The organism is Roseiflexus sp. RS-1, from assembly GCF_000016665.1.
Taxonomy (GTDB): domain Bacteria; phylum Chloroflexota; class Chloroflexia; order Chloroflexales; family Roseiflexaceae; genus Roseiflexus.
Genome location: NC_009523.1, coordinates 1,655,293 through 1,667,497 on the forward strand (window position 1 = coordinate 1,655,293; position 12,205 = coordinate 1,667,497).

A 12,205-nucleotide genomic window follows, 5' to 3' on the forward strand; every position below is an offset into this window, starting at 1 on the left:
CCATGAGCGCAAATGGAAACGAACCCGGTATCCAGCCACCGGGCGCACGTGTCCTGTTGAAACCTATTGAACAGGACGACCGCACGAGCAGCGGCATCTACCTGCCGGACACTGCGAAAGAAAAGCCACAACTCGGCGTTGTCATCGCGGTTGGCGACGCCGATGATATCAAGGTGCAGGTCAACGACAGGGTATTCTTCGCAAAGTATTCGGGCACGGAGATCATCTACAAAGGCGACACCTTTTTGCTGATGGACGTCGGCGACCTGCTGACGCGCGTGACGAACTGATTCCTGGAATCAACCACAATGTTGCGGTGATGGATGGCATAGAGCGCGGGTGTCCCGCCCTTGTGAGACAGCCAAAGGCACAATGCCCGCGCTCTGTAACCAATCGTATCGTTGCACCACGCCCCCTGCGCTACGGTTTGCCAGCGGTTATCGCCTGGCGGCCATCACTTATTGGCTATCGACTATCGGCTATCGGCTATCGGCTATCGCCTCTCGCCCCACCCCGCCCTACGGCTTGCCGGGGCAGGTGGCATGGTACGGCGCCTCAGGACCCACATACTGCCGCCATTCCTCCGGCGTCAGGTTACGCGGCAGGCGGCGGCAGGACTCGGCGATCAGGTCCTCCGGGCGCCACCACCAGACCCGCGCCGTGCCATCCCCACTCCCGCTGACCACGTACTGCCCGTTGGGGCTGAACGCGACGGCGGTTACCCAGCGATCGTGGGTCATGCAGTTCACTATACTGGCTTCCTGCACTGTGGCATTGCGCTGGACACAGGCAACCGTCCCCAGGAGCAGGGTGATCACCAAGCCGACTGCTAACCCCAGTGTCATCTGCCGCCTCACCTGCCCAACCATTCGTGTTGCTCCTTTCTTTCGTCACGGCCGACTGCTATCCGGGTGTCACCTGAAGCCGCAATTGTTCCTGATCATTCGCACTCGCGGTGGTAAACTTCTGCGGTCGAGCTTCGCTTTGCTCTCTGCGCTGCGCCGGCCACCCCTGCGCTTCAACCAGCGGCGCCTTGCGCAACAGCACACCTGCATCTTCCTCGTTTTCCTGCCACTCCCGCACCTGCAGGCGCATTTGCTCATGCCAGCGATGGAATCTCCGGTCAGCCTGCATCCACTCGCGCAGTGTTGTCACTCTGAATCAGCGCCTCATGCGCCACCCCGGCGTACTCCTGACCATTGGCGTCCTGCCCGTTCACCAGGAAGCGGGTGTCAGCCAGATGGCGCGTGTCCTGCACCCCCGGCAAGATTCATCATCTGCATGCTCACTCACTGCATATATCGTTCTGATCGTCTGCCGTGAGCTCCTGATACACCGCCTCGGCATAGCCAGCGTGCCCTTCCCGCCATCGATGGCGTCATAGGAGGAAGACGTGCAGACTGTCGCGAAAGAGGCTGGGGAGCACCATTGCGGGCGCGGGTCGGGGCAGTAGTAATCGTGCAGAAGCGTGACGGGGATGCAAAACGAATGACAGGCAGCGTGCAGCGGGAACCAGACCGCCGGTCTCCATGTCGCGCACTTCCACCCAGATGCTGCTCCCGTCTTCCAGCGGAAATTCAATGAGCGAGTTCACGAGCGGCTCCTTTCACGATGATGACGTCACTGCAAAAATGCACCGCAGCGGCGCAGCAAACGCGGAGTGTGACGTGGTTGCGTTCTCTGCGTTATCCGAGTCCTGGCAGTCAGATGTGCAGCAGTCTCATATGATCATATTGTCCACATGGAAGCCATTATCGATACTGGCAGACGCGCTGTTTGTCGGGACATATGTGCTGACAATACCTTGACAACCTGGAACGGGTGTGCTACCATTGACACGGTATCGGATAATTCTGGAGCGCACCTATGCCCGCCGCCCTCGACCACGACGCGCTGTTCAAACTCGTGCTCACCGCCTTCTTCCGCGAGTTCATCGACCTGGTCGCGCCCGACCTGGCCGCCACTCTCGACCCCGCACCGCCCGTCTTTCTCGACAAAGAGAGTTTCGCCGACCTCTTCGACCCCGACCGGCGCGAAGCCGACCTGGTGGCGCAGGTGCGCCTGCGTCAGCACCCCGCCACGCTGCTGATCCACCTCGAACACCAGGCGCAGGCCGACGCCGCGCTGGACCGGCGCATGTTCCGCTACTTCGCGCGGCTCTACGACCGCTACGACCAGCCGATCTACCCGATTGCGCTCTGTTCCTATCCGCGCCCGCGGCGTCCCGCCGCCGACCGGCACGAACTGCGCGCGGCGCAGCGCACGGTGCTGACGTTCCAGTACCAGGTGGTACAATTAAACCGGATGGACTGGCGGGCATATCTGACGACGAGCAATCCGGCGGCGATGGCGCTGATGGCGCGGATGCGGATAGCGCCGGAGGATCGCTGGCGGGTGAAGGCGGCGTGTCTGCGGCTGCTGGCGGGCGCGCCGCTGAGCGGAGCGCAGCGGCGGCTGATCGGGCAATTTGTGGACATTTATCTGCCATTGAACGCGCGTGACGAACAGGCGCTGGCGGCGGAAGTGGCGCGCCTGCCGGGCGCGGCGAAGGAGGTTGTGATGGAGTTGATCACCAGTTGGGAGCGGAAGGGACGCGCGGAGGGATTGCGCGAGGGACGCGCGGAGGGATTGCGCGAGGGGCAGCGTCTGGTGGTGGAACGGATGCTGACGCGCCGGTTCGGGGCGTTGCCATCGGGGGTGCGCGAGCGCCTGGCGACGCTGACGGCGGACGAGTTGACGGCGCTGGCGGACGCGCTGCTCGACTTCACGAGCCTGGCGGAGGTCGAAGCGTGGCTGGCGGCGTCCCCGGCGGAGCAGGCATAACGAATGGAGGGGATCGCTGTGCAATCCGGCGGCGATGGCGCTGATGGCGCGGATGCGGATAGCGCCGGAGGATCGCTGGCGGGTGAAGGCGGCGTGTCTGCGGCTGCTGGCGGGCGCGCCGCTGACCGGAGCGCAACGACGGCTGATCGGGCAATTTGTGGACATTTATCTGCCATTGAACGCGCGTGACGAACAGGCGCTGGCGGCGGAAGTGGCGCGCCTGCCGGGCGCGGCGAAGGAGGTTGTGATGGAGTTGATCACCAGCTGGGAGCGGAAGGGACGCGCGGAGGGGTTGCGCGAGGGGTTGCGCGAGGGACGCGCGGAGGGGTTGCGCGAGGGACTGCGAGAAGGGCAGCGTCTGGTGGTGGAACGGATGCTGACGCGCCGGTTCGGGGCGTTGCCATCGGGGGTGCGCGAGCGCCTGGCGACGCTGACGGCGGACGAGTTGACGGCGCTGGCCGACGCGCTGCTCGACTTCACGAGCCTGGCGGAGGTCGAAGCGTGGCTGGCGGCGTCCCCGGCGGAGCAGGCATAACATGGGGGCGATGGAGGGGATTACCAGCTGGGAGCGCAAAGGACGGGCGGAGGGATTGCGCGAAGGACGCGCAGAGGGACTGCGCGAGGGGCAGCGTCTGGTGGTGGAACGGATGCTGACGCGCAGGTTCGGGGCGCTGCCGCTGCTTAGGGGGGTAGGTTTTTGGGAAGTCCCTTCGTTCCCTCTCTCGTTTCGGGCTTCAGGATGCCCAGACTCCCCCTTCTCCCCTTGCGGGAGAAAAGGGTCGGGGGGATGAAGGGCAAACGTGCACGGGTATGCCGAAAGTAACATTCTCCCCTGCGATCAGAGATCGATATCGATGCCGAGATTGAGACGCTCCGCTTCGCGCAGCGCCAGTTGCGCCACAGCGATGTCCTGAACAGCATTGCCGACCGATTTGAAGAAGGTGATCTGATCATCGCTCGTGCGCGCGGGAACAATTCCAGCGATAACTGCACCCAACTCGACCGTCTGCGACTCGTCGAGCAACCCCAGACCTCTGGCGTGCTGCAGATCGCCTGCCTCTGCCCATGCCGCTGTGTGCTGATCAACGACGACATACGCCCGCCCGACGGTTTCCGGCGGCACTTCGACCATCTGTGGCGTGAACGAGCCGATACCGTTAATATGGACGCCGGGACGCAGGCTGGCATCGTCGAAGACTGGCATCGGCGAAGATGTTGCGCAGCAGATGACGTCCGCCTGTGGGAGCGCTTCGGCAGATGATGCAGCGATGTCGATATGTGGCGCAATTGCACGCTCGCGCAGCATTGCCGCCAGGCGTTCAGCGCGCTCGCGGCTGCGGTTGACGATGATCACACGCTCGATCGGGCGCACGGCGCATACCGCTTCGACCTGATGATACGCCTGCGCACCGGCGCCAATGATCGCCAGCACCTGCGCATCGTGGCGGGCGAGCGCGCGGGTTGCCGCACCCGACGCCGCACCGGTGCGAAGCGCCGTCAGGTACGATCCGTCGAGCACCGCTGCGGGTTGACCGGTCGCAGCATCGAGGACCACGACGAGCGCATGAATGGCCGGTAGACCGTGGCGCGCAGCATTGTGCGGAAAGACCGACACGACCTTCAACCCCAAACCGCCGCTCTCTTCCAGCAGCGCTGGCATCACGAATGTGTGCGATTCGTGAACGCGTTGCTGGAGGTGTGCGCGCAGCGGCACGGTGGCGCGCCCGGTCGAGAGTTGCACAAAAGCGGAGGAAACCGCATCGATAGCAGCAGGCATGGTCACTGCGCGTCGCACATCGTCAGCGCTCAGGATTCGCATACGGAACACCTTTCTCCTCAGAGCCTTCCCAGATGAAAAGACGCGCCAGCAACCGGTCAGCCAACCCGGGGAGCAGCAGCGCCATCCACACCGTCAGGCGGTCGCTCCACGAAACATACACGACGCGCGATTCGCGTCGAATGGCGCGCACAACGGTGTCCGCCACCCGTTCAGGCGCAACGGCGGGTGGGTTGAAGCGTCGGCGGTCGCGGTGACTGCCAAGGCGATGGTCATTGAATGCCGTGCGGGTTGTTCCCGGTCGCACCAGCGTGACCGAAATGCCGCTACCGCGCAGTTCCACCCGCAACGCCTCGGTCAACCGGTCGAGCGCCGCTTTGGTTGCAGCGTAGCCGCCAGCGTAAGGGAGCGCGCGCAGCCCCACCACGGACGAGATGAAGATAATCTGCCCGCGCCTGGCGTGCTGCATATGTGGGAGAACCGTCTGGGTCAGAGTGAGCGAACCGAACAGATTGACATCCAGCGCTGCGCGCAGATCGGCGGGTCGCAGACATGCCACCGGCGATGCCAGACCGACGCCAGCGTTGTTGATCACAACGTCGATACGGTTGTACGCTGCCAGGGTTTGCTCAACCAGGCGTTGCACGTCGGTCGGGTCGGCGACATTCACAGGGATGGCGCGCGCGCGCCCTCGCAACCGGTCGGCGAGTTCCGCCAGGCGAGTCGCATCACGGGCGGCGAGCACAACATTCGCGCCAGCATCGGCGAGGGCGCGCGCAGTGGCTGCACCGATCCCACTCGATGCGCCGGTGATAATGATCGTCTTTCCTGCGGGATCCATTGCAATTACTGCGTAGTTTCCGTCGGTACGCTCTCTTCAGGGGCATTCAGCGCCGCGGCAAGCCGATCTTCCACCACAATCGCCACAACCGGCAGGATTGGTACGAGCGCAAGGTTGTAGCGCTCGGCGATAGCGCCTTTCAGCCGCAATCCGCTCCGTCCCAGCCAGATCAACCCTGGGAGCAGCGCCGGAACGACGCCAAGCGTCAGTGCGCGCGGCAACCAGTGTGTGCGTGGCAGACGCCCGATCAACGCCTGTCCCGCCGTAACGACCGCCAGCGTATTGAACAGAAGCCGCGTATGCTCGCCGACACTTTCGTCGCGCAGGCTAAGGTAGGGAATTCTGGGCCACCACTGCCGCGAATTGCCGTGGAGAATGATCATCACCAGCACATTGGCGACGATGAACACCAGCCGGTTCAGCACAGCCCCAATCATGTTTGTTCCTGTGTTCTTGCAGTGAAATGTGGTTGGTATACAGTAGAACGAAATGCGCTGCGTGTCAACCGTGCCCCCGTTTACCGCAAAAGACCGTGCGCTAACGCAGTTCCGGCGTCCGATAGACAACCTGCCGCCCGACGCGAATCTCGACATCCACCAGATACGGTGCAAGTGCAGCAAGATCGGGTGTGACGCCAAGACCGGGACGTTCGGGGATGCGAATCATGCCATCCTGGTCAGGCATAATCCGCTCGCGGGTGATGCTCTGCGCAAGCGGCGAGGTTTCGACAGGATATTCACAGAGCAGATCGGCGTCGCTGCCAGCGTAGGGTTGCAGTGAAGCGCTCAGCGCCAGGTGCGACGTGAACGTATGGTTGACATAGGTAATGCCACGGGCGTGGGCGGCGTCGACAACCCGCTTTGCGACGCTGATGCCGCCGATCCGACCGGCATCGATCTGAATGTAGCCAATGCCAGCGTAGTTCAGCATATGCTCTGCCATTGCGTAGTTGTGGCATCCCTCGCCCCCTGCCAGGCGCACCCGTCCGCTCAATTGCGCCAGTTGACGGTAAGCGTCGAGCGCCCCGGAGGTGAACGGCTCTTCCAGCCAGGTTGCCCGGCACTGTTGCAGCACCTCCAGACGCAGCGCGGCGCGTTCGACATCATCACCCCAGACTGTTCCGGCATCGATCAGCAACACCCCTTCCGGTCCCAACCCCTCGCGCGCCGCTCGCACGTGATCGATATCTTCGCTGAGCGCACCCCTGCCAAACGGTCCCCAACCGAATTTGGCCGCCCGATACCCAAGTGCGCGCACCAGGCGCGCCTTGTGCAGAGTCTCCTGCGGTGTATCACCGAACAGTTGCGATGCATACGGGAGTTTCGGCGTCGCGTGTCGGTAACCGAGCAGCCGGTAAACCGGCTCGCCCAGGCGATGACCAAGCGCATCCCACAGCGCGATGTCGATGCCGGAGAGCGTATGATCGGCTTGCAACAGGTCGAGGCTGTTCGCCCGCACCCGATCACCGATCCGCCGTATGTCGGCACAATCGTTGAGTGGTTGCCCGACAACCGAATCCCGCACCGGTTTGCAGGCGCTGTGAGACATCGGGCAGACGAAACTGGCAATCGATGTGAGCGGTGATGCATCGCATTCTCCCCACCCGACATATTCGCCAACCTGAATGCGCACCAACAGGGCATCCTGACTGCCGTCTCCAACATCGCGGATTTCCGGCATAGCCACGTAGAACAGGTCGACCGACTCGATCTTCATCTGGAAATGTCTCCTACACTTGACACAGCAGCAACTCTCGCGTACTATACAACTGTCCTGCATCCTATGCAATAAGACAAAACGACGGAGTGGTCGAAGGATGACCGGGGAACGCATATCTGCCAGAGACATTCAGCGCGCCCTCATCTGGCGTATCAGCAACGGCGTCTATCACCCCGGCGACACGCTGCCATCGGTGCGCAAACTGGCGGAAGAGTTTGGCGCGAACCGCAACACGGTGAATAAAGCCTGTCAGGAATTGCGCAAACTCGGCATCCTCGAAATGCGCGCTGATCGGCGTTCTCCGGTGGTGACCCGCGCCGCAGCAACGGCAGCGCCGCTGGATCTCGTCTTCCAGCAGGTGCGCGATGTTATCTGGCAGGCGATGCTGGCGGGGGTGACGCGCCAGCAGTTGCTCGCCGAAGTAACGGCGCTGATCGAAAAGGTGTATGGCGAGAGCGAGTTGCGGATCCGCTTTCTCGAATGCAATCCACACGACAGCGCCACCCTGAGCCGCGATCTCTCTCGTCTGACCGGTGTGCAGATCGAGGCTGGCTTGCTGGACGAGTTGCAACAGGACGTCGATGCATTCGCGCAGTCTTCTGATCTGATCGTAACAACATTCCACCATCTCGCCGAGGTGTTGCAGACGCTGGCGCAGTACCGGGATCGGGTGGTCGGCGTCGATACGCGGCCCTCTTCCGAAACGCTGCTTCGCATTGCCCGGTTGACGAAACCGCGGATTGGGCTGGTTTGCACGCTCCCCGATACTGCCCGCTCTCTGAAATATGTCATTCTGAGTTATCAACCCGGCGCGCAGGTGGCGACGGCGCTGATCGATGCGCCTGATGATGTCCGTCATCTGGCGGAGACCTGTGACCATCTGCTGGTGACCTACAACTGTGTGCTGGCACTGGCGCAATTGACCGATCGCCGCCCCGATGTGGTGATTGAGTTTCGGATCGATGATCAATCCGTCGAGTATCTGCGTGAGCGCATTCGTGAGGCGCGCCTGGCAAAGGCGGCAACTCACCGCCAGAGGAGCGTCTCATGACCCTTCCGTCCCGCCTGGATCTCTCGGACGCGGGGTTCGCCTGCGTGCTGGACATGGCACCCCGTTTTGCGCTGGCAGGTCTGGGGCTGGCGGGCGAACATCGGGCGCTTGAGTCGTCGTCGCTCTTCCTGGCAATCATTGATGCGCAGGTTGTCGATGCGCAGACGCCAAACCTGTACGTGCGGAATGTGTCGGTGGACGATGCAATCCCTGGACGACGCCATGCGCGCATCGAACTGCTGCCTGGCGGGTTGGGAGTCGTGATCGATTACCATATCGTGCGCTACAGCGATGCGTTTGCTATCGAGACCTGGATCGTCGTGCGGAATGAAGGGGCATTGCCGCGTCGGGTGACGCGCCTGGATTCACTTGCGCTCGATCTGCTCCCCGGCAGGTACGATCTGCAGGCGTATACTGGCGCGTGGGGCGCCGAGTTCGAACCGCAGTCGATGCCGCTGACATCCCCGGTCACCCTCGAAAGTCGTTCTGGTCGCTCGTCGCACGGTCACCATCCCTGGTTTGCCCTGGTGTGCGACGGTCGCTCGATCATCTCCGGCGCAGTTGCCTGGTCAGGGAATTGGGCGATCCGGTTGATGCCGCGCCTGGAGGAGGTCGTCGCACTATCGGCAGGGTTGCACGATTGGGAATTCGCTGTCGATCTTGCGCCCGGCGCCTCGGTTGAGGCGCCGCCGGTCGTGCTGGTGTTTGCCCGTGGTGATGATCTCGACGAAGCAGCGGTTCAGTTTGCGCGTCTGGGGCGACGCTTCTGGTATCCGCGCAATGCGCTCGCCGACCGGTTGCCGGTCGAGTGGAACCACTGGTGGGCGTATGAAGATCGGGCGCTCGACGAGGCGACCTTCCGCGCCAATGTCGATGTTGCCGCCCGGATGGGCATCGAGGTGTGCACGCTCGACGCCGGATGGTTTGGCGCGTCCGATGCTGGGACGCACTGGTACGACCAGCGCGGCGACTGGGAGATGGTCAATGCGGTGCGATTTCCTTCCGGCATTCGCGCGCTTGCCGATGACGTTCACGCACGTGGCATGCGCTTCGGCATCTGGTGCGAGATCGAGGGGTTGGGCGTCCGCGCGCGACTGGCGGAAACGCATCCTGATTTCGTGGCGATGCGTCATGGAAGTCGGATCGGGTATGTGTGCCTGGGCAATCCGGCAGCGCAGCAATGGGCGTTCGAGACGCTTGATCATCTCATCCGCGACTACGGGTGCGACTGGATCAAACTCGATTTCAATCTCGACCCTGGCGCCGGGTGCAACCGCACCGATCACGGTCACGGCGCCAGAGATGGGTTGTATGCGCACTATCGCGGCTACTATGCGCTGCTTGATCGAGTGCGCAGCGTTCATCCCGACGTGGTGCTGGAAAACTGCTCATCGGGCGGTCTGCGGATCGATCCGGGCATTGCGCGTCGCACCCACATGGCGTTTTTGAGCGATCCCGACTGGCCCGAACATAGTTTGCAGGTCTTCTGGGGCGCCACTCAGATGCTGGCGCCGGACGCCTGCCTGCACTGGAGCTACTGCGAGTGGTCGTTCGCCAGGCATCCGAGCCAGACGTTCAATCCGCGCGATCCGTCGCTTCAGCCGCATCAGGTCGATTTCTATACCCGCATTTCAATGCTGCGCCGCTTCGGGTTTTCGCAGCGATTGCCCGATCTGCCGGACTGGGTTGCGCAGCGTTATGCGGATCACATCGCCTTCTACAAGGCGGTTATGCGGCGTTTCGTGCGTGAGGCGGACATGTACCATCTGACGGGGCAACCGCTCGGTGAAGGACGCGGTGACCGCTGGGCCGGTTTTCAATATCGGATGCCCGACGGCAGCGAGCATCTGGTCGCCGTCTTTCGTCTGCCGGGCGCTGAACCATTGCGTGTGCTGCGCCTGAAACATCTCCATCCAGAGCGTATCTACACATTGCTCTGGGTGGATTCCGGTCAACAGACGCAGGCAAGCGGCGCTGAATTGATGGATACCGGGTTGCGCTTCGATGACCTGCCCGAAGAAGGCTCGGCGCTGGTGCGGATCAGGTGATGCTCCGCCATATCGTTCACCATCCGCTGGCAGGCGCGTCTATCTCACTCACAACCGATCCCGAACGCAGTCGTTTATCTCACCGGAGAGCAAATCTGTGGATACGCCTCATACCCAACCACGCCTCTCAGTGCAGCGTCCGGCGCGCCGGGCGAGCCGTCGCCAGCGCATCGAAGCCATCAACGCCTACATCTTCATGGCGCCAGCCATCCTTGGATTGCTCCTCTTCACGCTTGGTCCCATGGCGGCTTCATTCCTGCTCAGTTTCACCGAGTACAACATCTTGACCGACCCGCGCTGGAATGGGCTGGCAAACTACGAAAAACTCTTCAACGACAAACTCTTCTGGCAGTCGCTCAGGGTCAGCGCCATTTACTCCATCGTCAGCGTCCCCCTGGGGCTGACAATCGCTCTTGGTCTGGCGCTACTCCTGAACCACAAAATGCGCGGGATCATGGTCTTCCGCTCGGTGTACTATCTGCCGACCGTCATTTCCGGCGTCGGAGTGGCGATGCTCTGGCGCTGGTTGTTCAACGGCGATTTCGGCATCATCAACGTCTTGCTCCGAGGGGTTGGAATCCGCGGTCCCAACTGGCTCTTCGACGAAACCTGGGCGCTGGTGGCGCTGATCATCGCCAGTTTGTGGGGCATCGGCGGCACAATGCTGATCTTTCTGGCGGGATTGCAGGGGATTCCGCAGGAATTGTACGAAGCTGCCGAGATCGATGGCGCCGGCCGATGGCGACAGTTCTCCAGCATCACCCTGCCGATGATCTCGCACGTTACCTTCTTCAATCTGGTGTTGGGCGTCATCGGTGCGTTGCAGGTCTTCACCGACGCTTATGTTATCACCGGTGGCGGACCGAACAACGCCACCCTGTTCCTGTCGGTCTATCTCTACCGCCACGCCTTTCAGTATCTGAATTTCGGGTATGCTGCGGCAGTCGCGTGGGTGCTGTTCCTGATCGTGCTGGCATTGACATTACTGGTCTTCAAATCGTCGCCGCTCTGGGTCTACTACGAGAGTGAGCGACCGGGGAGGGGTTGATGGGCGTGCGTAGCGCTGCATTACCGTTCTGGCGGACACGTCGTGGACAGGCGCGTCTTACCTCGCTGGCAGTCCTGATCATCGCGCTGGCCGGATCGACGCTGGTGCTGATCCCCTTTTTCTGGATGGTCTCGACATCGCTGAAACAGGCGAGCGAGGTGTATCTCTCGCCGCCGGTCTGGCTTCCCAACCCGCCGCAATGGGGAAACTACGCACAGGCCGTGACGCGCGTGCCGTTTCATCTGTACGCCTGGAACACGACGATCATCGTGGGACTGGTGACAATAGGAACGCTCCTCTCGTGCTCGCTCAGCGCGTATGGTTTTGCGCGCCTGTCGGCGCCGGGCAAGAACTTCATCTTCATGCTGCTCCTCTCGACGCTGATGTTGCCCGGTGCGGTGACGCTGGTGCCGACATACCTGCTATTCAATGCGCTGGGATGGGTGGGATCGTTTCTGCCGCTCATTGTGCCAGCCTATTTCGGGAGCGCCTTTTTTATCTTCCTGCTTCGACAGTTTTACCTGACGATTCCGCGTGAACTCGAAGAAGCCGCCACGATCGACGGCGCCAATGTCTACCAGATCTGGTGGCGCATTATGATGCCGCTCAGTTACCCTGTGCTCGCCACGGTGGTGGTCTTCACCTTCGTTGGCACGTACAACGACTTCTTCACGCCGTTGATCTACCTGACCGATGAGAGCAAGCGCACCATCGCCGTTGCACTCTCCTATTTCCAGGGTTCACCGCGCATCGGACCCCAGATGCACCTGCTGATGGCTGCCGTCACGATCTCGATCGTGCCGCCGCTCATTCTGTTCATCATCGCCCAACGTTACTTTGTGCGTGGCATCGTTATGACCGGTATCAAAGGCTAATCTATTCAGAGAAAGGATTCCAT

At 62.0% G+C, this 12,205-nt stretch carries 13 protein-coding genes; 7 read left to right on the plus strand and 6 right to left on the minus strand.

Going from position 1 to position 12,205, the window contains the following annotated elements; translation table 11 throughout:
* Nucleotides 1-2 precede the first annotated feature (2 nt).
* Nucleotides 3-290 carry a co-chaperone GroES gene (locus tag ROSERS_RS06940; protein WP_011956100.1) on the plus strand — a complete coding sequence of 96 codons (288 nt, stop codon included), beginning with the start codon at nucleotides 3-5 and terminating at the stop codon, nucleotides 288-290.
* Nucleotides 291-518: 228 nt separating this feature from the next.
* Here the strand turns inward: ROSERS_RS06940 and ROSERS_RS06945 are convergent, their stop codons facing one another.
* Together ROSERS_RS06945 and ROSERS_RS06950 are read right to left on the minus strand one after the other, a co-directional pair.
* Nucleotides 519-845 (minus strand): WD40 repeat domain-containing protein, encoded by a 327-nt coding sequence (locus tag ROSERS_RS06945; protein ID WP_198136362.1) that lies wholly within the window; start codon nucleotides 843-845, stop codon nucleotides 519-521.
* 58 nt (nucleotides 846-903) lie between these two features.
* On the minus strand, nucleotides 904-1,155 hold the full coding sequence (locus ROSERS_RS06950; RefSeq protein WP_157040993.1) for a hypothetical protein: 252 nt from the start codon (nucleotides 1,153-1,155) through the stop codon (nucleotides 904-906).
* A 711-nt stretch (nucleotides 1,156-1,866) separates the two neighbouring features.
* On the opposite strand from ROSERS_RS06950, the gene ROSERS_RS06965 reads away from it, so the two are divergent.
* Both ROSERS_RS06965 and ROSERS_RS06970 read left to right on the plus strand, forming a co-directional pair.
* Entirely contained in the window at nucleotides 1,867-2,823 is a 957-nt protein-coding gene (locus tag ROSERS_RS06965) for a DUF4351 domain-containing protein (protein WP_011956101.1), read from the plus strand.
* Nucleotides 2,824-2,857: 34 nt separating this feature from the next.
* Nucleotides 2,858-3,358, plus strand: coding sequence for a DUF4351 domain-containing protein (locus tag ROSERS_RS06970; protein ID WP_011956102.1), 501 nt, complete (start codon nucleotides 2,858-2,860; stop codon nucleotides 3,356-3,358).
* A 303-nt stretch (nucleotides 3,359-3,661) separates the two neighbouring features.
* Here ROSERS_RS06970 and ROSERS_RS06975 read toward each other — a convergent pair whose 3' ends face one another.
* From ROSERS_RS06975 to ROSERS_RS06990, 4 genes are all read right to left on the minus strand, one after another.
* Nucleotides 3,662-4,642 carry an ornithine cyclodeaminase family protein gene (locus ROSERS_RS06975; protein ID WP_011956103.1) on the minus strand — a complete coding sequence of 327 codons (981 nt, stop codon included), beginning with the start codon at nucleotides 4,640-4,642 and terminating at the stop codon, nucleotides 3,662-3,664.
* On the minus strand, nucleotides 4,623-5,441 hold the full coding sequence (locus tag ROSERS_RS06980; protein WP_011956104.1) for an SDR family NAD(P)-dependent oxidoreductase: 819 nt from the start codon (nucleotides 5,439-5,441) through the stop codon (nucleotides 4,623-4,625). The genes ROSERS_RS06975 and ROSERS_RS06980 overlap by 20 nt, the downstream gene beginning before the upstream one ends.
* Nucleotides 5,442-5,446: 5 nt before the next feature.
* On the minus strand, nucleotides 5,447-5,878 hold the full coding sequence (locus ROSERS_RS06985) for a hypothetical protein (RefSeq protein WP_011956105.1): 432 nt from the start codon (nucleotides 5,876-5,878) through the stop codon (nucleotides 5,447-5,449).
* Between the two features lie 100 nt (nucleotides 5,879-5,978).
* Nucleotides 5,979-7,157: a mandelate racemase/muconate lactonizing enzyme family protein gene (locus tag ROSERS_RS06990; protein ID WP_011956106.1), complete on the minus strand. Its 1,179-nt coding sequence runs from the start codon at nucleotides 7,155-7,157 to the stop codon at nucleotides 5,979-5,981.
* A gap of 100 nt (nucleotides 7,158-7,257) precedes the next feature.
* On the opposite strand from ROSERS_RS06990, the gene ROSERS_RS06995 reads away from it, so the two are divergent.
* The 4 genes from ROSERS_RS06995 to ROSERS_RS07010 all read left to right on the plus strand — a co-directional run bounded on the left by ROSERS_RS06995 (nucleotide 7,258) and on the right by ROSERS_RS07010 (nucleotide 12,182).
* Nucleotides 7,258-8,211 carry a GntR family transcriptional regulator gene (locus ROSERS_RS06995; protein WP_011956107.1) on the plus strand — a complete coding sequence of 318 codons (954 nt, stop codon included), beginning with the start codon at nucleotides 7,258-7,260 and terminating at the stop codon, nucleotides 8,209-8,211.
* The gene (locus tag ROSERS_RS07000) at nucleotides 8,208-10,259 is read left to right on the plus strand and encodes an alpha-galactosidase (protein ID WP_011956108.1); all 2,052 of its coding nucleotides are present in this window, start codon (nucleotides 8,208-8,210) and stop codon (nucleotides 10,257-10,259) included. The genes ROSERS_RS06995 and ROSERS_RS07000 overlap by 4 nt, the downstream gene beginning before the upstream one ends.
* 97 nt (nucleotides 10,260-10,356) lie before the next feature.
* The gene (locus ROSERS_RS07005) at nucleotides 10,357-11,307 is read left to right on the plus strand and encodes a carbohydrate ABC transporter permease (RefSeq protein ID WP_011956109.1); all 951 of its coding nucleotides are present in this window, start codon (nucleotides 10,357-10,359) and stop codon (nucleotides 11,305-11,307) included.
* Complete coding sequence (locus ROSERS_RS07010; RefSeq protein ID WP_011956110.1) at nucleotides 11,307-12,182, plus strand: carbohydrate ABC transporter permease; 876 nt, start codon at nucleotides 11,307-11,309, stop codon at nucleotides 12,180-12,182. The genes ROSERS_RS07005 and ROSERS_RS07010 overlap by 1 nt, the downstream gene beginning before the upstream one ends.
* The last annotated feature ends 23 nt before the right edge of the window (nucleotides 12,183-12,205 follow it).